This is a genomic window from Niabella aquatica (assembly GCF_054779315.1).
In genome coordinates this window covers 1-21,663 of sequence record NZ_BAAGYM010000024.1, presented here as the reverse complement: position 1 = coordinate 21,663, position 21,663 = coordinate 1, and the positions used below count along the sequence as shown (strand labels likewise).

Sequence of the window (21,663 nt, the reverse complement as noted above, 5' to 3'; positions counted from 1 at the left end):
CGAACAGAGAAGTTAAGCCCCTTAAGGCCGATGGTACTGCACCACAATGCGGGAGAGTAGGTAGCTGCCATTCTTCTTAGAGAGCCTCACAAAAATGTGAGGCTCTTTTTTATGCATATATGGGGGAAACAATTGCTGAGTGCCAAAAACTATTACCTGGTATAATTGTAAATAGCGTACGGGCTAGCCCGTTATAAACCATAGCTTATCACAAAGGATAATAGTACTAAAATAATTGCAGAAAAAATAGGACACTGCTTTTGTCTGCTTAAAAATTTGAATGTATTAGAGCCTTAAATTTCATTACTGAAATTTAATATAGAATTATCTTAAGCGAAACGAAGCACCCGGTTGCCATAAGGATAGCTATCATAGCCGGCTCTTATTATATGATTTCTGTATGTATTTTTAACATAAGTATTTATTTTACAGATAATTTGTAATTTTGATGGTTCAACATGAAGTTTTTAATTGCAGGGCTGGGGAATATTGGTAATGAATATGCTCATACAAGGCATAATATAGGTTTCGACGTGGTAGCCGCATTTGTTCAGAAGCATGGCGGGGTATTTAAACAAGACCGTTTGGCTTTTGTTACAGAAGTAAAATGGAAAGGCAGGCTTTTTGTGTGTATTTGCCCTACCACATATATGAATCTGAGTGGTAAGGCTTTTAAATATTGGCTCGAAAAGGAGAAAATCGGACTGGATAATACCTTAACTGTTTTGGATGATCTGGCATTGCCTCTTAGCCGGTTACGAATGCGTGGCAGTGGTAGTGATGGTGGGCATAACGGTTTAAAAAGTATCCAGGAAACTATTGGATCTGTAGCTTATCCCAGGCTGAGGTTTGGCATAGGCGACAATTTTCCAAAGGGTATGCAATCTGAATTTGTATTGGGAAAATGGGCGAAAGAGGAAGAGCCTGTGGTAAAACTAAAAATTGAAAAGTCAGTAAATGCTATTGAGATATTCGCAATCCAGGGATTAAATGCCGCAATGAACATGGTAAATAATTATGTAGTTGATTGATGGTATGAATTGACCTGTAGAAAACTCTAGAATTATGAAAATTTTTTGTATTGGCAGAAATTATGTAGCTCACGCTAAAGAATTGGGTAACGAGGTTTCGGAAGAGCCTGTTATTTTCCTGAAGCCCAAAACTGCTTTACTGAAGCCTCACTTACCATTTTATTATCCCGAATTTACCAATGAACTGCATTATGAGTGTGAGCTTGTTTTGCGGGTTTGTAAAAATGGCAGGTATATTAATAAAAGATATGCGCATCAGTATTATGATGCCGTTACACTTGGAATAGATTTTACTGCCAGGGATATACAAAATGAATTAAAGCAAAAAGGTCTTCCATGGGAAAAGGCGAAGGCATGGGATAACTCTGCCGTATTGGGAAAATGGCGTTCTTTGGATGATTTCCCCGACTTAAAAAATATTAATTTCGGTTTTTATAAGAATAATGAACTGGTTCAGCAAGGTAACTCCGGTAATATGATCTACGGCTTTAATACTTTGCTGGCCAATATTTCTAAATATTTTTCGCTTAATATTGGCGATGTTATTTTTACAGGAACGCCTGCAGGTGTAGGCGAAACCTTACCCGGCGACGAACTGGAAGGCATTTTAGAAGATGAAATTGTTCTTAATTTGAAAGTGGAATAAAATTCCCGTTATATTATTATTGAGTAGCTGCAATTTATTTGCAGCTTTTTATTTAGTTTAACTATCTTTGCAACATTGTTTCATAAATTGAAAAGAGTTGAAAACATAAAAAAATTTTGGGCGGTAGTACTCCTGTTGATATTTACGATCAGCATTACTCCCAAAAAATATTTTCATGATCTTTTTTCCACCCATACTGACTATGCTTTCAAGCATACTGATTCGGGGAAAAAAGAATTCAATGCTTATAAGTTTAATTGTGGCCTGGTAAATACGATAGCTGTTTCTCCATTTTTAGCAGAAGAAGCGGTTGCTACCATTTTACTGTTATTTTTTGCCGCACCAGCCGCAGATAAATTAGAACCCGCATTATTCCAATCAGAATTTGATCTATGTCTTCGCAGGGGACCTCCCACAGTTTAACTGAATAATGATTCTTTCTTCTCAGATTCATTTTTTATCTGTTTCTGATTTTATCAATAATATCCCACCGCGATGCTGTTACAGGGACTGCACAATAGCAGCCTTTGTAATACTACATCCTAATTTATATACGTATGCAATTAAAATATATTTTTTCATTCAGTCTGTTATTCATAATAAATATGCTTTATGCTAATGAAGATAAGGCCGGTTTATCAGGAGTGGTTAAAGATGCAGCTACGCAGGCACCTTTAGCTGGAGCTACGGTTTCTATTCCGGATCTTAAGCTTTCAACTCTTACTGATGCAAATGGTATTTACAGGTTTAATGCATTATCTAACGGACGGTTAACAGTACAGGTTTCATACATAGGCTATAAGTCTAAAGTAGAAACGGTTATAATTTCAGGTACATCAGTACACGACTTCTTATTATTTCAATCTGTAGTAGAAAATGAGAACGTAACTGTAACCGGTGTTTCATCAGCCACCCGGCTAAAGCGCACTCCGGTTCAGGTCTCTATTATTTCCAGGAAAGACATTCAGCAATCGATGGGTATCAACTTACTGGACGTGGCCGCCCGGGAACAGGGGGTCTCAATAGTAACTACAGGGCCTGCAATAGCCAAGCCTTTTATACGGGGATTAGGTTATAACCGGGTGGTAACAATAAATGATGGAGTACGGCAGGAAGGACAGCAATGGGGAGATGAGCATGGATTGGAAATGGATGAATATAGCGCACAGAAGATTGAAATATTGCGTGGATCGGCATCATTAATGTATGGCAGCGATGCTATTGGGGGGGTAATTAATATTCTTACAAACACGCCTGTAGCTAACAATACGGTGCACGCTAATCTGCAAACCTCTTTTAATGGTAACAACAGGATGTTTGGACAGTATGCTAACGTAACTGGCAATATCAATGGCTTTAACTGGAACGCTTACGGAAGTATTAAAAGTGCCGGTGATTATAAAAACAAATATGATGGGAGTGTGTTGAACAGCAGATTTGGCGAAAAGAATTTTGGAGGCTATATAGGGTTTAATAAAAGCTGGGGATATTCGCACCTCGTATTTTCAAATTTCAACCAGAAAGTAGGAATGGTAGAAGGAGAGAGAGATGAAGAAGGCAACCTGGTACTGGAAGGCTATACTTTAGGCGGCTCCCTGGAAAAAAGCAGAAAACCTTTAGCCCCATGGCAGGGTATTCAGCATACTAAAATAATATTAGATAACTCTTTCATACTGAACAATGGGAGCCGGATAGCTGCTCTTATTGGCTTTCAGCAAAATAAACGTAAAGAATTTACAGATCCGGATGCACCTGATGAGCCCGAAGCTTTTTTTGATTTAAAAACAGTCAATTACAACCTTGCTTATCATTTGTCAGAGAATAATAACTGGAAAACCAGTATTGGTATTAATGGTATGCGGCAGCAAAACCAAAACAGAGCAGAAGAATCGGTTATTCCAGATTACAACCTGTTCGATGTTGGAATCTATGGTATTACTTCAAAAACCTGGGATAAGATCACTTTAACCGGAGGATTGCGTTATGATATAAGAAGTATTAACAGTAAGGCTATGGAAGAGGATGGTGAGGAAAGGTTCAGCGCTTTTACAAAAAAATTTTCCAGTCTTTCAGCAAGTCTCGGGGCAACATATGAAATGAATGAGCATATATCCCTGAAAGCAAATGTTAGCAGGGGGTTCAGGGCTCCTAACCTGTCTGAGCTGGCGGCTAATGGAGTGCATGAAGGAACAAACCGCTATGAAATTGGCTATCAAAACCTGAAGAGTGAAGTATCCACCTCTGCAGATGCAGGAATCGAAGTAACAACTAACCATATTGACATCAGTGTGGCCCCCTATTTCAATTATATCAGCAACTATATTTTCTACAACAGGTTACAGACGAATAATGGGGCAGACTCTTCAATAGATGGGGTTCCTGCCTTTCAATTCAACCAGCAGAGTGCAAGGTTAACAGGTATTGAAGCGAGATTTGACATTCATCCGCATCCATTAGATTGGTTGCATTTTGAAAATACATTTTCTTTTGTAAGGGGCAGGTTCACTAATGCGGTTGATGGTTCTTATAATCTGCCGCTGATAGCTCCGGCAACCTTATTAACTGAGCTCCGGGCCGAGTTTCCGCGGGTGTTAAAAATATTATCTAATTTTTACGGTAAAGTTGAAATGAATACCGTTGCTTCTCAAAATAATTTCTTTGCGGGCTATGAAACGGAAACAGCTACAAAAGGCTATGTTCTTTTTAATGCAGGTATAGGGTCTGATATAAAGATAGCAGGCCAAAAAATATGCTCAGTAAGCGTTGGAATTCAGAACATAGGTGATGTGGCTTATCAAAGCCATTTAAGCAGATTGAAATATGCTGATGAAAACCCGGTAACGGGAAGGATTGGCGTATTTAATATGGGACGAAATTTCAATGCGCGATTAATTATCCCGCTTGAATGGAAGCTTTAAAAAATTAACAGGCAACACTGTATTCAGGGTGTCATGTTGTTTTATGACGCCTTGAATATTAATACGCTATGATTTTAGGAATATCTTTCTTGATATAAGAATATAAAAACCCATAATGATTGTATAACACTTGCCCGTTGATGCAGGTTGGGCTTACTGTTACCTGGTAAAGAGCCGGGATCTATCCCACCGGGTAAAAATGACGTGATACCTGCCTGGTGCTGAATTTTCCAGTATATATGTTCCTTTAGTGTTTGTACCTGTTGAAGTGGAGACCTCTTTCACAGAAACGGTTACATCGTCTAGCAGACAGCCATTTTCATACAGTACTTTTCATTGAAGAGTACCGATTTGTGCAATGGCTCAAAAAGAAATAACTATAAATAATAGTATTAATCTAATTCTCACCCTACTAAATTTGAATTTTTCTGATTTATAAAATGATCTTGTAAGCCTGTGACTTTTGCAAAGTATACCAGCCTGGGAATATAATCCCTAATGGATGGAGACACATGAGAAAGACAGTAAATAAAACAGGAGGGGCTGCTACTCAAAAGCAGACAACAACTTGTTGATTTTCCCTTTGAATAAATTTAACTCTTCGTTTTGCTGTATAATGAACGTATTATCTTCGAAGCGGCCCAATACATTTTCCATCTCTTCGCTGGAATCGTATACCATGTTTTTAAAAGTGTTTTTATAGTCTTTTTCTTTAGAATAGTAAACACTTTTGGTGATCCATTCCTTGGTTTCTATTGTTTGATGGAAAAGGCTTCTGAGAAAATTGTTGTCAATGCATTCGCTGTCAATATGATCAACATTTAAGAGTATGGAAATAGCATGTTGTGTTTTTTGTAAAGGATATTCGCGGGCACATATTTTATAAAAACGATGCACATCTTCCCAGCCGGTGATCTTATTTTCCCTGATTTCACGCAGCATTTCGTTTAAGTTATCTTTAGTAATCAACTGTCCTCCTACATTTAACCATTCTTTAATATTACTATCAGGCTCAACACATTGCAATAGTTGTGTTGCATTAGTAATATTATGCTGAATGATATAATGGATGATTTCATTACCTGCATAAAAGCGCAGCATTTTTTTGTAAGCATTATATCCTTCCTGGGTTTTTATGATCTGTACCGGCCTTTTTGAATTCTCAAAGCCGTCTGCCAGTACATTTAGTCTGCTTATTACTGGTGAATCATGGATCAGGAGCGATTTTCCTTTGGCAACATAGTCAGCATCGCTGCCAATCATTTTATTGGCTTTATAAAAAGCTTTGCCGGTGAAAAGCTCCAGCAGTTGAAGCGATTGATACATCTCATTTATAGTATCAGGCGCAAGACAATTAAATTCAATAAAAGGGAACTTATCAATTCTCTTATCCCTTTCTGCAAACTTGCGTTCATTTCTTTGTATGGCATACATGTTATACATAAACCAATAGGCCGGCATTACTACAAGCTTGTTGGAATGTTCTTCATTGCTTATGAGAGAAAAAGGAAAAGGAATATCTAATTCGGCAGGATAAGTGCCTTTTGCGATCATGGTAAATGATGCAAATCGGGAATTATGTTTGAGGCTTACGCACAACCCTGGCCAAAATCCACGCCCTGCCTGGATTTCGCCATCTGCACCACGTGAATTATGATTTGAGCCAATAGTGGCACCCGCTGCCATATTACTTTGCCCTTTCAACAATGCAGCGCATAAAAAAGAGTTGTTATGATGCTGCTCATGGGCAGGAAAAATTAAGGAATTTAATACCTCGCAACAGGAAACCGTGGCATTTTCACCGAGGTAAGAGTTGATCAGCCGCGCTCCGTATTTTAATTGGGAAAAAGGGGAAAGAATAAAGCGCACCGCTTTTACTCCATAAAAAGCACGGCTGCCCACACCCATAATACCGTTTACCATTTCGCACCCTTCACCGATTTGTGATTTTGCGTTCTCATTGGAGTTGATAGTAAGATTTTTTAATTTATTGGCGCCTTTAATATAAGCATCCGTGCCAATTTTTACATCTTTCAGTATATGTGTATTTTTAATAACGGTTCTTTTGCCAACAGTTCCATAATAGCCATGCAGTGCATCAAATTTTTCTTCGGTAAACCGCTGAAAAGCAGTCATCAGCTTTTCATCACCGCGATATTTCGACCAAAGCCAGGCATCGCCTGCTAACATACCATCGAATGGCAAAACCTTTCTGCCACCATTTTCATTACAGAGCTCTACCCAGATGCGTACAGCTTCTTTTTCGCCCTCTTTTAGAATGCCATTGCCAAATTTAGAGTGGGAGGTGCAGGTCATTTCATTCACATTGGCAATGATGACATCTTCTTCAATGATATAATGGCTCAGATACTTTACGTTGCTGATGGATACATTATCCCCGATATCACAGCTGACGATTTGGCTATGATAAAGACCTACCGGGAACCTTACTTCACTAAATTCAAGGAAATATTGTTCCAGCTTGCCTATTCTTACCAGCCCATAAAATGTACATTCTTCTATAAGATGTATATCAATGCCATCGCGAACCAACACATCGTCCCAATTGCCGGCATGGTTACGGTTAGATTGCAGAATAGTGATCTCCTGTTTGGTCAACGAACGGTAATGTGTAGCTGGGTTTTGCTGAAAACGCAGGTAATATTCATCTTTGCCTTCCGGCAAAAAAGAAGCAGGAATGAAATGATACCCAAGCTGGTCTGCTTTATGTTTTTTTATCTGGTTCATTGATAATTAATGAGGGTCTTTGTTTTGATTTATAGCCTGAATGACGAAACTTCTGCCAGCAGATAAAACGAAGCTGGCAGTAACACTGGTGCTCGTGCATACCATAAAACATTATTCTACCGTAACACTTTTGGCCAGATTTCGCGGCATATCTACATTGCATCCCCGTGCAACACCAATATAATAGGAGAGCAGCTGCAATGGAATAACATTTAATAACGGCGCAATTACTTCATCGGCTTCAGGAACGATCATTACGTCATCACATAATGAGGCAGACTGTTGGTCTCCTTCTGTTATTACTGCAATCAGCTTACCTTTACGGGCCCTGATCTCCTGCATATTGCTCACTACTTTTTCATGGTAAGCGTCTTTTGTAGCTACAAATACTACCGGCAGCTGCTCATCAACTAATGCAATAGGCCCATGTTTCATTTCTGCTGCAGGATACCCTTCTGCGTGTATATAAGATATCTCTTTGAGCTTTAAGGCACCTTCCAATGCTATAGCAAAATTATAGCCACGCCCAAGATAAAGAAAGTCGCGGGCGTCCTTATATTTTTCGGCAATTGATCGAATATGTTCGTGGTGATTAAGTACCCATGCTGCCTTTTCAGGAACTGCATCCAGTTCGCTTAACAGTTGCCTGTAACGCTCATTGGATAAAGTGCCTTTTAAGTAGCCTATTTTTAAAGCGATCATCATAAGCACGGTAAGTTGTGCAGTAAATGCTTTGGTAGATGCTACGCCAATTTCGGGTCCTGCATGTGTGTAGGCGCCTGCATGAGAGGCCCTGGATATTGAAGAGCCTACCACATTCACCACGCCCAGGATAATGGCCCCTTTTTCCTTGGCGCTTTCGATGGCTACCAAAGTATCGGCTGTTTCACCGCTTTGACTAACAGCAATGATCACATCGCCTTTATTGATAACCGGGTTCCGGTAACGGAACTCCGAGGCATATTCTACTTCAACATTGATACGGCACAATTCTTCTATGATATATTCCGCTACCAAGCCTGCATGCCAGCTGGTTCCGCAGGCTATAATAACGATCCGGTTGGCATTGATGATCTGTTCGGCATATTGCTGAATACCTGCCATTGTTATTGTGCCTGCTAAAGCGTCTAAGCGGCCGCGAAGGCAATCGTAAATGGTGGTAGGTTGCTCAAAGATTTCTTTAAGCATAAAATGATCGAAGCCTCCTTTCTCTATGGCGGCCAGCTCAATGTCCAGTTTTTGTACATAGGGCGTTATTTTCTCATTACCAAGGTTTTTTAAAATCAATTCATCTGGCTTTACTATAGCCAGTTCGTAATCGTTCACATATACAACTTCTTTCGTATACTCAAGCATTGGGGAAGCATCCGATCCCAGAAAGTGCTCATTCCTGCCCACGCCAATTACCAGCGGGCTGCCTTTACGTGCAGCAATAATAGTGTCGGGATTCTCATTATCAATCAACAAAATAACATAAGCCCCTGTAACACGCTTTAAAGCAATGCGGATAGCTTCTTCTAAAGAGCAGTCGTTTTTGGTTTTTATCTCTTCGATAAAATTTAATAAGACCTCGGTATCCGTATCGCTCCTAAAAGTATAGCCCTTATTTGTAAGTTCGGCTTTTAATTGTGCATAGTTTTCAATGATTCCGTTATGTATCATGGCTATCTTACCGCTTGCAGAATAATGGGGGTGTGCGTTCGTGTCATTAGGTTCCCCATGGGTAGCCCAGCGGGTGTGCCCGATGCCTGTGGTGGCTGCTACATTGCTGGTTCCGATACTTTCTTCGAGATCAGCAACTTTACCTTTCTTTTTATAAATAGTGACCTTTTCGTTTTGCTGAAGTGCGACGCCCGCACTATCGTAGCCCCTGTACTCTAATCTTTTCAATCCTTTTATAACGATCGGATATGCCTGTCTTTTGCCTGTATAACCTACAATTCCACACATATAATAATATTTTAGTGTCAGCGAAAATAAGATTTTTAATTTTTGCGCAACCGTTTGCGCAAATACCATGCCTGTCCCGCTATTTGGATGAACCGTCCTTACTGAAAAATTAATGGCTGCTACTCCGTACCTCACAAGCAGGTATTTTTATCAGGCCTCCCTGTAATGGCATATAAAGCAACGATTTAAAGCAAGCTGCCGCTTAAAAGCATGAAGGCTACAGAAAAATAAATAATTAACCCGGTAACATCTACAAGTGTGGCAACAAACGGGGCAGAGCTCACTGCAGGGTCAGCACCTATTTTTTTAAGCAGGATGGGAAGCATACTACCTGATAAAGTTCCCCAAAGTACTACACCTAACAATGTAAGGCTTATTGTATATCCCAGCAGCAGCCAGTGTTCTCCATACAAATTGGGCGAAAAAACATGGTAAACAAAGATGCGTAAAAAACCTATGATACCTAATACAGCGCCCAGTAAAATGCCGGAAATGATTTCTCTGCGCATCACCCGCCACCAGTCCTTAATATGCACTTCGCCAACAGCCATAGCCTGTATGATAAGGGTAGAGGCCTGTGAACCGCTGTTACCCCCGCTGCTTATAATAAGCGGAATAAAAAGAGCCAGCACGACTGCCCGGGCAATTTCGTCTTCAAAAAAAGCCATTGCGGTAGCGGTGAACATTTCGCCTAAAAATAAAACAACCAGCCAGGGGATCCTTTTTTTGAACAGCTGAAGAAGCGGTATATCAAGATAAGGCTCTTCAAATGCCTGGGTACCTCCCATTTTTTGCATGTCTTCGCTATATTCTTCTGTGGCCACCCAAAGTATGTCATCAATAGTAACTATACCCAGCAATTTGTTGCTTTCGCTAACCACGGGTAAGGCTACACGGTTATTCATTTTAAATATTTCACTGGCGGTTTCCTGGTCATCATAGGCTTTTAAAGAAATGACCCGTTCGTCCATAAGCTCCGAAACCTTGGTTCCCGCTTCGCTCAGTATAAATTCACCGATACGTATGTCATCCAGGAGCTCGCCGGCCTTATTGATTACGTAGATAACATTGATGGCTTCACTGTTTTTACCATATTTCCGGATGATGTCAAAAACCTCTTCCACTGTATTATGTGAATAAACATATACATAGTCAGGGTTCATTAGCCGGCCGATACTGTTTTCGGGATATCCCAGAAGTGAAAGTGTGACCCTGCGTTCTTCCGGATCCAAAAGTTTTATAAGCTCGCGTACCGCATTGGCCGGAAGCTCTTCCAGGAAATCGGTACGGTCATCCGCAGGTAATTCATTCAAAAGGGCAGCAGTATAGCTGGGCGGCAGTTCCTGTATAATACTTTTCTGCTCCGTTACTTCAAGAAGCTTAAATACGTTTACTGCGCGGTGTACTGACATATTAGCAATGATCAATGCTTCCTGTTCAGGAAATTCATATACCAGTTCTACCACATCACTTATATTCTGGTTGTCAAGAAATTCTTTAATTTCCGACTTGTTACCAGGTTGAAGGATGGCCTCAAACTGTTCAGATAAGGATACATTGCCTTTTTCCAGTTGCATTGGTCAAACTTACATGAAATTTTTCATTCATGATTTTGCATAGAACGAATTAAAGATTTCATAAGAAATTCTTCCTGGCCAAAAAACAGTCTGTAACAGCAGAACAATGAATGGATGAACTTCACTCATCCGCCGGTGACCGGCGATGGCACTGTTATATTACAATTTGCAACCTCCTCTTTAATAAAGCATTTTGTTTGTTGGGGTGATGGTGCTGAACAATTATTTTTGTAACAAAACATTTATTGTGATAGCACATTGCTTATATATAGCTGATACAGATCAAATGGGCAGAGGCGTATTTACTTCAGAGAATATATCAAAAAATTCGGTGATAGAAATTGCACCGGTTCTGGTCATGTCTGCCTCAGAACGAAAGCTGTTGGATAAAACTTTATTACACGACTATATATTTGAATGGGGTGAAGGAACTAAAGAGTGCTGCATGGCTTTGGGATGGGTATCTGTATATAACCATTCTTATAAAAGTAACTGTGAATATGAAATGGATTATAGCCGGAGAACGATCACCATAAAAACAGTAAGAAAGATAAAGGCTGGCGAGGAATTATTTATAAACTACAGTGGTAGCTGGGATGCAGCTAAAAAAGTATGGTTTGATGCAAAGTAGGTTAAAACAGCCGGTCGTCTAAACCATATTTCCTGACACTTTCAATGCTGACTTTTTTTAAATCGGTATGTCTGGGATTGAGCAGGAAGTTACTTTCTTCAGGTATAACAACAGATGGTATTTTCAGTACGAGGTCTGATTCTGATTGTAAAAACTGATCTCCAATATACCGGGTATAATCCATATCAGAACTCCAGTTTTTTTTAAGGGCCGATTGCTCTATTTCGGTAATATTCGCATCAGGTACCTGCATTTCTACCAGGTGAAATGATGGTAAGAGCGGGGTCAGTGTTCTGTCGTAGTTTACTACAATTTCCAGTACGGCAAGTGATATATGTTCTGCAGCATAAACCGCATATTGACCTTTGGTGTTCCAGCGGCCGCCGTATAAAAAAGCCCCCTGCCCTGTAAGGTCATCACTATATTCAGAACGAACAATCCTGTAAATTTTCATTATGCAGAAATACCGTGTTGAATTCTTCCTAAAGTATCTATGAGATCTTGTATTCCATGGTGGGTAAGAAGCATGTTTTTGGCAATTTCGCCACCTAACGAAAAAGGCCTGCTTTGTAACCATGTTTTAAAGCCTTCCCGGCCAAACATTTCATTACCGGTATCAATTAGTGTTTCGAGAAGTAATATGCGCTCTATTTGTAAACCATTAAAGCCACCGTCATCTTTTGCATAACGATGCAAGGTACGCTCGCTCATAAAAAGCATATCGGCCCATTCGGCTAAAGTGAAAGCGCCTTTATTGAGGATTTTTTTAAAATCTTTATAGGTGAAATCTTTTACAAGGGTTTCTGTTTTATTAATTTTTGGGGTAATACGATAGAATACTTCTGGCTCAGAAGCTATTGTGGTGGATATATTGGGATTGTATTTTTTTAGGGTCTTTTTCATATTCGTGTCATTTGTCACAAATATACATGTTTTTTGTCGTATTTTTAAGCACTTGTTATTTTTTCTTATAAAAAAAATGTTTTTGGTCTGCTTATATTTGTTGCCTTGGAAAAGGAAATTGTTATTTATACAGATGGCGCATCGCGTGGTAACCCCGGACCTGGCGGTTATGGTGTTATTTTAATGTACAAAGGTCATGCTAAAGAATTATCGGGAGGATTTAAAAAAACAACCAATAACCGTATGGAGCTGATGGCCGTTATAGAAGGCTTAAAAGCGCTGAAAACAGATAGTATCCCTGTTGTAATCTATTCAGACAGTCAGTATGTGGTAAATGCAATTACTAAAGGGTGGCTAAATAATTGGATAAGAACAGATTTTAAGGGAGGTAAGAAAAATAAAGATCTTTGGATGCAGTACTATAGCCTTGCAAAGAATCTCAATATCAGCCTTAAATGGGTACGCGGCCATGCAGACAATCCTTATAATAACCGGTGCGATGAATTGGCTACAGCAGCTGCCGATGGAAAAAACCTGAAGACCGACCTGGGGTTTGAACCGGAAGTATTGTATTAACTGTTGGCCAGGGTATATACTTGTAGATAATTGTTGCAGATTCAAAAAAAATGAAAGACCTTTCCCCAGCCCGGAGGCGCGCATAAACGTCAGGCCATAAAAAATAAAAATCCACTCATGAAAAAATATTGCCTTACTGTAGATTTAAAAAACGACCCGGCATTAATTGCAGCTTATGAGCAGTACCATCAAGAAATATGGCCTGAGATAGACCAAAGCATCCGCGATGCTGGCATTGAGCATATGGAGATATACCGAGTAGAGAACCGGTTATTTATGATAATGGAAGTAAACGACAGTTTTTCCTTTGAAGAGAAAGCTATCGCAGATCAGGCTAATCCAAAAGTGCAGGAGTGGGAAGAGCTAATGTGGAAATATCAGCAGGCGCTGCCCTTTTCAAAACCCGGGGAAAAATGGGTTTTAATGAAAAAAATATTCCAGTTATAATATTGTTCTAACGCCTGCCAACAAGGGCAGTGCAATAAAAAGCCACTTTTTTAAAAAAGTGGCCTGGGAAAGAGCTGTATTATGATCTGATCTAATATTCGTCTTCGTTAAATAGAAAATCTTCCTGCGTGGGATAATCGGGCCAGATATCTTCAATGGTTTCATAAACATCGCCCTCATCTTCCAGCTCCTGCAGGTTTTCCACTACTTCCAGTGGAGCACCGCTACGTATAGCGTAGTCAATTAATTCATCTTTTGTTGCCGGCCAGGGTGCATCTTCGAGGTACGAGGCCAATTCGAGTGTCCAAAACATAGTATATCGGTTTTCTATAATTAACGTTAATGTGCAACAAAGGGTTGCAGCTATCTAAAAAAAAATTTGTGCAAAAGTAATTGTATTAAGGAATTTACCAAACTGCTTTTTTTGAACCTTTTTTAAACATTTTTAATATTATTTAAAAAGCAAACTTTTACATTTGAAAAACCATATTTTTTGATCTTTACAACCTCATATAAATGATATACGGAAAAGACATCCATAAGGCTTACGGAAATATACAGGTTTTAAAAGGGGTTGACATTGAGATCCAAAAAGGAGAAGTGGTATCAATTGTAGGGCCGTCAGGCAGTGGCAAAAGTACGTTACTGCATATTTTGGGAACCTTGGATAAGGCAGATAAGGGCGAAATTGTTATGAACAATATCGCAATAAGCGGGCTTGGTTCCCAAAAACTGGCCGTATTTCGGAACCGGAACATTGGTTTCGTTTTCCAGTTTCACCATTTGTTACCCGAATTTTCCGCTTTGGAAAATGTATGCATTCCCGGGTGGATTGCGGGGAGAAAAAAGAAGGAAGTAGAAAGTGCAGCAAAAGATTTATTGCAGGTATTAGGCGTTTCACACAGGTTGAACAATAAGCCCGGCGAATTAAGCGGGGGCGAGCAGCAGCGGGTGGCCGTGGCAAGGGCGTTAATCAATCAGCCCTCTGTTGTGTTTGCCGATGAGCCTACAGGAAACCTGGATACAGCCAATGCCCGTGAGTTACATGACCTGATTTTTGATTTAAGAACGAGATTTAACCAAACGTTTCTGGTTGTTACGCATAATGATGATCTTGCACAACTCAGTGACAGGGTATTACAAATGAAAGACGGGCTAATAGTATAAAACTAAGCAAAGTTCCCTTATATTTATAGGCTGAATTTATATAGCGGCAATGCGAAAGTCATCACTCCGGGAGGCAAGACCAGTAGTTTTTGATGCTATAAAAAAACACATAACGATTGTATGAGCAAAAAAAACGAAAGAAGTATTATAACCAGGGTAATTGCCGCATCATCTCTTGGTACCATGATAGAATGGTACGATTTTTATATTTTCGGGATGCTCGCCAAAACTATTTCTACAGAGTTCTTCCCTGAAGGAAATGCCACTGCCGCATTGCTGAGTACACTGGCTATTTTTGCTGCCGGGTTCATTGTGCGTCCTTTTGGAGCTTTAGTATTTGGTCGGCTGGGAGATATTTTCGGAAGAAAGTCTACTTTTCTTTTAACGCTGGTGTTAATGGGAGGTTCTACTTTTTTAATTGGTCTTGTGCCGGGCTACAAAACCATAGGTATAGCAGCACCTTTAATTGTACTTTTTTTAAGGCTGGTACAGGGACTTGCTTTAGGTGGCGAATACGGAGGGGCAGCCACCTATGTAGCAGAACATGCTCCTGCTCAAAGGCGTGGTTATTTCACCAGTTGGATTCAAACCACAGCGACCCTGGGATTATTTCTTGCGCTCGGCGTTATTATGCTTGTAAAGCTTAATATGAGCGAAACCGCCTTCAACTCAGAATGGGGGGGCTGGCGTTATCCTTTCTGGTTCTCTATCCTTTTAGTGGGTGTATCGGTATACATAAGAATGAAGATGGAAGAGTCGCCCTTATTTTCCAAATTAAAATCAGAAGGAAAAACCGCTAAAAATCCTCTTAAAGAGAGCTTTAGTCATAAAGCCAATTTTAAAATGGTATTACTGGCTCTTTTCGGTGCTGTAATGGGACAGGGAGTAGTTTGGTACACCGGCCAGTTTTATGCTCAAAGCTTTTTAGAGACCAAGGTAATGCTAAACTTCGAACAAAGCAGAACAATTATGCTCTGGGCGATACTTTTTGCTACTCCGTTCTTTATATTTTTTGGTTGGCTGAGCGATAAAATCGGGCGTAAATGGATCATGCTGCTGGGTATGCTCATAGCTATTGTAACCTATCGTCCTATATTCGCTTATTTCCTGGAAAAATCAGATGTCTCTGCCTGGCAGGGAGATACCATAGCCTCTCATGATGCTAAAATGCCTGAAAGGCAGGTGTTGCCAGCTACTGCAGATACTTTAATTACTTCGGTACGAACCATAAAGTTTACTTCGGGAGCAGCGTATACACAGCTACAGGTTGATACAATACGCACAGCATCGCAGGAAATAGTAAAGGGCAAGCCGGTAGTTAAGGAGAAAGTTTTATCGCCTGGCATGTACTGGAAATTTGTAGCGCTGGTGTTCTGTCTCATTTTGTACGTAACCATGGTATATGGGCCCATAGCAGCATTTTTAGTAGAATTATTTCCCATAAGGATCCGTTATACATCCATGTCTTTACCCTACCATATCGGGAATGGTGTATTTGGAGGCCTGGTACCTTTTATCGGGGTACTGTTACAAACTACTTTTACCAGTGACCCTTTAGTAGGGCTATGGTATCCTATCGCTATAGCTGCGCTTTGCTTCTTAATAGGAGCAGTGTACCTGGATAACAAAATTGACGAAAACGTGAATGATTAATTTAGTAAAAAAAATATATGAATCTGATAAAAAGAATGCTCGGTATATTATGGTTTTTGCTGGGTCCTGCCATTATTTTCTTTTTAATAGCCGGAGCGGTGAAAAATATTGATGTTTCAGGGAGTAAAGACATTAATAATCCTGTTATATGGATCATCATTATAGCGATCTTTGTTCCGATTGCTGTTGGATTAATGATTTTTGGATGGTATGCATTAAAAAATGAATACAAAAAACTACCGCATACTTCAAAAGAGCTGATTGAAATATAAAATTATTAAATACGTTAATAAAATGTAATGTTTATGTTTTAAGCAGTTTAAAAAAATATTTTCATCTATCTTTGCGCCACTTGAATGAAGAATGAACAGGTTAGTCAGCTACATATCGTCCATTATTTTGGCAGCCCTTTTAATGCTGCTGACTATAGGATTGCCTGTAACTTATAATTCGCTGAGCAAAATCAAAAGCGATATCGCACAGGGAAATACCGGCGATAATAATCCCTATTCTAATACTACAGAAGAAAAAGTACCTTCTAATAGTTTAGGCATTTCAGAAGAATACGTTCATGACACACACTACGATTTGCATGTATCTCCTTATCAGCTAAGTATAGCTTATATTCATGCACATGAGGCCACTTATGTGGCCTATCATAGTGAGCTGCATTGCCCTCCGCCCAATAATATATTGGCATAATATTTTATTCTTTACCGGATTTTCTTTTCATTTTTATGTCTGTCTGCACGTTGATTGGCAAAGGACCGGATTTGATATAAAATCTGTTAAAGGATCTTGTATTAAACTGTTACAGTTGATTGTATCACAATATCTTTTGCTTTAAGCTTTTTATAATCATTAAATTTTTATGACAAATCAAACCAGATCGACAGGTTACATCAGGTCGCTGGCAAGTGATCTGCCAGCGTCTATCGTAGTTTTTTTAGTGGCGCTTCCGCTGTGTTTAGGTGTTGCATTAGCATCTAACGCACCATTATTCAGCGGTATTATTGCTGGTGTATGCGGTGGTATTGTAGTAGGTATTTTTAGCGGCTCCCAATTGAGTGTAAGTGGTCCGGCAGCAGGTTTAACAGCTATTGTAGCTGCCGCTGTTACCTCCCTGGCTTCTTTTGAAGCGTTTTTACTGGTGGTGGTTCTTGCCGGAGCTATGCAGCTGGTTTTAGGATTTCTTAAGGCGGGTGTAATAGGCGATTATATACCTAACAGTGTAATTAAAGGTATGCTGGCTGCAATCGGCCTGATACTTATATTGAACCAGTTCCCGCATTTGCTGGGCGATAGTGCACTGCCTGATATTGATGAAAATACCCCTAATCCCGAAAAGGGTAATATTTTTATCAATTTCTTTAGCTCATTTGCAAACATAAATGGCAGTGCTTTCATTATTGGTGCAGTATGTCTTGCATTTTATTTTATCTGGGAAGGTTTTGTTGCAAATAAGAAAGGAATTATTAAATTAATTCCAACGCCGCTGATTATCGTATTTATAGGCGTGGGGCTTAATTCCTTGTTTGCAAGCGCTCAATTCATGCAGCCACTCTCTGGAAATCATTTGGTGAATATACCTGTTGCAAGTTCTACAGAAGAGTTTTTATCCTTTTTTTCAGCGCCGGATTGGAGTATGATAACCAATATGCAGGTGTGGACGCTGGCCTTGACAATTGCCCTGGTTGCCAGTCTTGAAAGTTTACTAAGTATAGAGGCTGTTGATGACCTGGATCCTTATCAGCGTGTAACGCCTACTAACCGGGAGTTAAAAGCGCAGGGTTTGGGCAACCTGCTTTCGGGCCTGATTGGTGGTATCCCGGTAACAAGCGTAATTGTAAGATCGTCTGCCAATGTTAACTCAGGGGCAAAAACAAAAATGTCAACCATTTATCACGGTATTTTCCTTTTACTGTCGGTAGCATTTATACCGGTTTTACTGAACCTCATACCCAAAGCTGCGCTTGCAGCCATCCTGGTTTTTACAGGGTATAAACTGGCAAAGCCCTCTTTGTTCAGGGCATTTTACAAAAAAGGATGGGATGTGTTTTTGCCATTTGTTATTACAATTGCGGCTATTCTGGCTACCGACCTTTTAAAAGGCGTAATAGTTGGTATTATTGTAGGCCTTTTCTTCTCTATAAGATCTAATTTCAGGAAAGCCGTTTTTGTGGTACATGATGAGAAGAGGTACCTGTTCAGGCTGCGCAAAGACGTTTCTTTTCTCAATAAAGCTATTATTAAAAATAAGCTGGAGGCAGTGCCTGAAAATGCGCATGTGATCATAGACGCAAAAAGGGCTGATTATATTGACAGAGATGTAGTAGAAACCATTGAAGACTTTACACTTCATGCTCCGTTAAAAAATATCAGGGTAGAACTTTATACCAGCGGATTTATAGATCATGGATTTTCCTACAAGGTACTGGCTAATAACAATGATAATGCGTCTCTCCGAAGGAATTATGAAGAAGTGATCGAACCTGTAGCTCACGAAAAGTAAAATGATGGGAAAAAATATTAATTTTAAAAACTGAATAAAAAATGAAATCATATATTGAATTATTAGAAGCTAATAAAGAATGGGCAGCTCAAATGCTATCCGTAAACCCATCTTTTTTTGATGGACTGGCCCAAACGCAAACACCCGAATTTTTGTGGATCGGGTGCAGCGACAGCCGTGTACCTGCTAACGAAATTACCGGTACTTTACCGGGCGAGATATTTGTGCATCGTAATATTGCCAATCTTGTTATCCATACCGATGTAAACCTGTTTAGTGTATTGGAATACGCGGTTAAGCACCTGAAGGTAAAACATGTGATTGTTTGCGGGCATTATGGTTGCGGTGGTGTAAAAGCAGCTATGGGCAACAATGATTTTGACCAGGTATTGAATATGTGGCTGCGGGTAATTAAAGATGTGTACCGGCATAACAGGAAAGAATTGGATGCTATTGAGAATATAGAAGAGCGGGCCAATAGGTTAGTAGAGTTAAATGTTAAAGAACAGGCGGAGAAGCTTTGCAAAACATCGGTTATTCAAAAAGCATGGAAAAATCATCAGGCCCCCGAAATTCATGGATGGGTATACGGGTTAAAAGATGGTCTTATTAAAGAGATCATCAACATTAAACCCGGGGATACTGTAATGGATCCTATATATATATATGATAATATCTAGTATATAATATTATTGATTAGGTAAAGCATGGCTGTTCATACAGCCTGCTTTTTTTTGCTTTCCAGTAATCACATTTGTCAGCTGGGTAACTGATGGAAATCATGATATTGCATGATTATGGTGTTTATCCACACCTGTGATATACTTTTTCAGATATTTGTGTACCAGATACGCATAGGATTAAGTAAATTGCGCCTCAAATTCAAAAAAATACATTTTAAACAGATCCGTCATGAGTTACATCTCCGAAGTCTTTGCAAGACAAATTTTAGATAGCCGCGGTAATCCAACTGTAGAAGTGGACGTTATTACTGACGAAGGCGTTTTAGGGCGTGCTGCTGTACCAAGCGGCGCAAGCACCGGTATTCACGAAGCGGTTGAGCTGCGCGATGGTGATAAAAAGAAATACCTGGGTAAGGGAACTTTAAAAGCAGTAAAAAATGTAAATACCATTATTGCCCCGGCTTTATTGGGTTATGATGTAGCCGACCAAACAGGAATTGATCAGTTGATGATCCAGCTGGACGCAACAGACAATAAAGGAAAACTGGGCGCTAATGCCCTGCTCGCTGTGAGTATGGCTGCGGCCAAAGCTGCTGCTGAAGAAGCCGGGCTTCCTTTATACCGTTACATTGGTGGAACTAATGCCAAAACATTACCGATTCCCATGATGAACATTTTAAATGGTGGGGCGCATGCCGATAATAAAATAGACTTTCAGGAATTTATGATTCAGCCGGTTGGTGCTTCTACCTTCAGCGAAGGCCTTCGTTGGGGTGTTGAAATATTCCATGCATTAAAAACAGTTCTGAAGAAAAAGGGTTTCAGTACAAATGTGGGCGACGAAGGGGGGTTTGCTCCTAATATCCAAAGCAATGAAGAAGCTATCGAAACAGTGTTGGAGGCTATAACAGCAGCCGGTTATAAACCTGGCGCTCAGATAACCATAGCAATGGATGCTGCCAATAGTGAGCTTTGGGACAACAAAAAGAAAAAATATGTATTCCATAAAAGCTCCGGTAAGCAAATGAGCAGCGATGAGCTGGTGAAATACTGGGAAAGCTGGGTAAAACAATATCCTATTGTAAGTATTGAAGATGGTATGGCAGAGGACGACTGGAAAGGCTGGGCCGCATTAACCCAGGCTATCGGAAGCAAATGCCAGCTGGTAGGCGATGATTTGTTTGTAACAAACGTTGAGCGCCTGCAGCAGGGTATTGATAAGAATATAGCGAACGCTCTTTTAGTAAAGGTAAACCAGATCGGCACCATAACTGAAACCATTAACGCTGTAACATTAGCGCAGCATAACGGTTACAATACTATTATGAGCCACCGCAGCGGTGAAACTGAAGATACTACCATTGCCGACCTGGCAGTTGCATTAAACTGCGGACAAATAAAGACCGGTTCTGCAAGCCGTACCGACAGGATAGCCAAGTATAACCAGCTGATCAGAATTGAGGAGCAATTAGGAGATAGTGCGGTGTATCCAAAAGGGAAAATTAAGTTTGGTAAATAAGCCAATAGATACAGTACTTTTGTAATCACTAATAACGTAATGAGCAGGCTGCTTTACAACTTTTTAAGAGGTTGTGGCAGCATGTTCATTTGTATGATAGTAAAGGGCTGGTATTCTTGTGTTAATAGTAAATTACTTTTCTTATGGAGCAGTTTGTAGACTTTGTTACTGAAAAGGAACCCGTCATTGGGCAGGCACCTAAAAAAAGGAAGGCTTTGAGCCGGGTTTCCCGTTTTCTTACCAACAAATATTTTATTGCCTCTGTAGGGTTTTTAATAGTGATGTTGTTTTTAGATAAAAATGATCTGATCACGAGTATGGAAAGGAGGGAAGAGTTGAATAACCTTAATCAAAGTAAAGAGCACTATACCCGCGAGCTATCCGAGCTAAGAAAAGTAAAGAGTGAACTGGAGACTGATCCTGTAGTGATTGAAAAGCTGGCCCGGGAAAAATATCTTATGAAACGGGATAACGAGGATATTTTTGTAACAGAGGATAAAACAAAAGCGGCTCCCGGTTCAGAGGAATAACCATTTCCTGAGCCCACAATAAAGTTACATGCCAGGCTTATGCCTGGCATTTGTCATACACACTATATCGGGTGTTCCCGAAAATTAAAAGATAGTCATTGTACGATTATTTTCGTACATTAAGAGAGGGTGTCAAATTCATCATTTGTTTGTTGGGTGAGTATTTTTACTC

General features: G+C 39.9%; 21 protein-coding genes. 15 read left to right on the top strand and 6 right to left on the bottom strand.

Features of this window, described 5'->3' with window-relative positions; genetic code table 11:
- Window positions 1–458 precede the first annotated feature (458 nt).
- The 4 genes from pth (at window position 459) to ACYVBM_RS17040 (ending at window position 4,595) form a co-directional block, all read left to right on the top strand.
- Window positions 459–1,031: an aminoacyl-tRNA hydrolase gene (pth, locus tag ACYVBM_RS17055; RefSeq protein ID WP_460686903.1), complete on the top strand. Its 573-nt coding sequence runs from the start codon at window positions 459–461 to the stop codon at window positions 1,029–1,031.
- Between the two features lie 34 nt (window positions 1,032–1,065).
- Window positions 1,066–1,677 carry a fumarylacetoacetate hydrolase family protein gene (locus ACYVBM_RS17050; RefSeq protein WP_460686902.1) on the top strand — a complete coding sequence of 204 codons (612 nt, stop codon included), beginning with the start codon at window positions 1,066–1,068 and terminating at the stop codon, window positions 1,675–1,677.
- Between the two features lie 87 nt (window positions 1,678–1,764).
- Window positions 1,765–2,100, top strand: coding sequence for a hypothetical protein (locus ACYVBM_RS17045; RefSeq protein ID WP_460686901.1), 336 nt, complete (start codon window positions 1,765–1,767; stop codon window positions 2,098–2,100).
- Window positions 2,101–2,282: 182 nt separating this feature from the next.
- The gene (locus tag ACYVBM_RS17040; RefSeq protein WP_460686900.1) at window positions 2,283–4,595 is read left to right on the top strand and encodes a TonB-dependent receptor; all 2,313 of its coding nucleotides are present in this window, start codon (window positions 2,283–2,285) and stop codon (window positions 4,593–4,595) included.
- A 546-nt stretch (window positions 4,596–5,141) separates the two neighbouring features.
- Here the strand turns inward: ACYVBM_RS17040 and ACYVBM_RS17035 are convergent.
- From ACYVBM_RS17035 to mgtE, 3 genes are all read right to left on the bottom strand, one after another.
- Entirely contained in the window at window positions 5,142–7,343 is a 2,202-nt protein-coding gene (locus ACYVBM_RS17035; protein ID WP_460686899.1) for a DUF4954 family protein, read from the bottom strand.
- A gap of 111 nt (window positions 7,344–7,454) precedes the next feature.
- Window positions 7,455–9,293, bottom strand: a complete 1,839-nt coding sequence (glmS, locus tag ACYVBM_RS17030; RefSeq protein ID WP_460686898.1) for a glutamine--fructose-6-phosphate transaminase (isomerizing) — start codon at window positions 9,291–9,293, stop codon at window positions 7,455–7,457.
- Between the two features lie 185 nt (window positions 9,294–9,478).
- On the bottom strand, window positions 9,479–10,870 hold the full coding sequence (gene mgtE / locus ACYVBM_RS17025) for a magnesium transporter (RefSeq protein WP_460686897.1): 1,392 nt from the start codon (window positions 10,868–10,870) through the stop codon (window positions 9,479–9,481).
- A 247-nt stretch (window positions 10,871–11,117) separates the two neighbouring features.
- Here mgtE and ACYVBM_RS17020 point away from each other — a divergent pair, with 247 nt between their 5' ends.
- Complete coding sequence (locus ACYVBM_RS17020; protein WP_460686896.1) at window positions 11,118–11,501, top strand: SET domain-containing protein; 384 nt, start codon at window positions 11,118–11,120, stop codon at window positions 11,499–11,501.
- A 1-nt stretch (window position 11,502) separates the two neighbouring features.
- Here the strand turns inward: ACYVBM_RS17020 and ACYVBM_RS17015 are convergent, their stop codons facing one another.
- Together ACYVBM_RS17015 and ACYVBM_RS17010 are read right to left on the bottom strand one after the other, a co-directional pair.
- Entirely contained in the window at window positions 11,503–11,955 is a 453-nt protein-coding gene (locus ACYVBM_RS17015; protein WP_460686895.1) for an RES family NAD+ phosphorylase, read from the bottom strand.
- Window positions 11,955–12,404: a hypothetical protein gene (locus ACYVBM_RS17010; RefSeq protein WP_460686894.1), complete on the bottom strand. Its 450-nt coding sequence runs from the start codon at window positions 12,402–12,404 to the stop codon at window positions 11,955–11,957. The genes ACYVBM_RS17015 and ACYVBM_RS17010 overlap by 1 nt, the downstream gene beginning before the upstream one ends.
- A gap of 105 nt (window positions 12,405–12,509) precedes the next feature.
- Between ACYVBM_RS17010 and rnhA the strand changes: the two genes are divergently transcribed.
- Window positions 12,510–12,980, top strand: coding sequence for a ribonuclease HI (gene rnhA, locus ACYVBM_RS17005; RefSeq protein ID WP_460686893.1), 471 nt, complete (start codon window positions 12,510–12,512; stop codon window positions 12,978–12,980).
- A gap of 117 nt (window positions 12,981–13,097) precedes the next feature.
- Window positions 13,098–13,427 (top strand): L-rhamnose mutarotase, encoded by a 330-nt coding sequence (locus ACYVBM_RS17000; protein WP_460686892.1) that lies wholly within the window; start codon window positions 13,098–13,100, stop codon window positions 13,425–13,427.
- A gap of 91 nt (window positions 13,428–13,518) precedes the next feature.
- Here the strand turns inward: ACYVBM_RS17000 and ACYVBM_RS16995 are convergent, their stop codons facing one another.
- Window positions 13,519–13,740, bottom strand: coding sequence for a DUF2795 domain-containing protein (locus ACYVBM_RS16995; protein WP_114792839.1), 222 nt, complete (start codon window positions 13,738–13,740; stop codon window positions 13,519–13,521).
- A gap of 203 nt (window positions 13,741–13,943) precedes the next feature.
- On the opposite strand from ACYVBM_RS16995, the gene ACYVBM_RS16990 reads away from it, so the two are divergent.
- From ACYVBM_RS16990 to ACYVBM_RS16955, 8 genes are all read left to right on the top strand, one after another.
- Window positions 13,944–14,594, top strand: a complete 651-nt coding sequence (locus ACYVBM_RS16990) for an ABC transporter ATP-binding protein (RefSeq protein WP_460686891.1) — start codon at window positions 13,944–13,946, stop codon at window positions 14,592–14,594.
- Window positions 14,595–14,714: 120 nt separating this feature from the next.
- Window positions 14,715–16,247, top strand: coding sequence for an MFS transporter (locus ACYVBM_RS16985; RefSeq protein ID WP_460686890.1), 1,533 nt, complete (start codon window positions 14,715–14,717; stop codon window positions 16,245–16,247).
- Window positions 16,248–16,264: 17 nt separating this feature from the next.
- Complete coding sequence (locus ACYVBM_RS16980; protein WP_460686889.1) at window positions 16,265–16,519, top strand: DUF6814 family protein; 255 nt, start codon at window positions 16,265–16,267, stop codon at window positions 16,517–16,519.
- Between the two features lie 91 nt (window positions 16,520–16,610).
- Entirely contained in the window at window positions 16,611–16,949 is a 339-nt protein-coding gene (locus tag ACYVBM_RS16975) for a hypothetical protein (RefSeq protein WP_460686888.1), read from the top strand.
- 169 nt (window positions 16,950–17,118) lie between these two features.
- Complete coding sequence (locus ACYVBM_RS16970) at window positions 17,119–18,759, top strand: SulP family inorganic anion transporter (RefSeq protein ID WP_460686887.1); 1,641 nt, start codon at window positions 17,119–17,121, stop codon at window positions 18,757–18,759.
- Window positions 18,760–18,800: 41 nt separating this feature from the next.
- Window positions 18,801–19,439 carry a carbonic anhydrase gene (locus tag ACYVBM_RS16965; protein WP_460686886.1) on the top strand — a complete coding sequence of 213 codons (639 nt, stop codon included), beginning with the start codon at window positions 18,801–18,803 and terminating at the stop codon, window positions 19,437–19,439.
- 232 nt (window positions 19,440–19,671) lie between these two features.
- On the top strand, window positions 19,672–20,961 hold the full coding sequence (eno, locus tag ACYVBM_RS16960) for a phosphopyruvate hydratase (protein WP_460686885.1): 1,290 nt from the start codon (window positions 19,672–19,674) through the stop codon (window positions 20,959–20,961).
- A gap of 143 nt (window positions 20,962–21,104) precedes the next feature.
- Window positions 21,105–21,491, top strand: a complete 387-nt coding sequence (locus tag ACYVBM_RS16955) for an FtsB family cell division protein (protein ID WP_460686884.1) — start codon at window positions 21,105–21,107, stop codon at window positions 21,489–21,491.
- The last annotated feature ends 172 nt before the right edge of the window (window positions 21,492–21,663 follow it).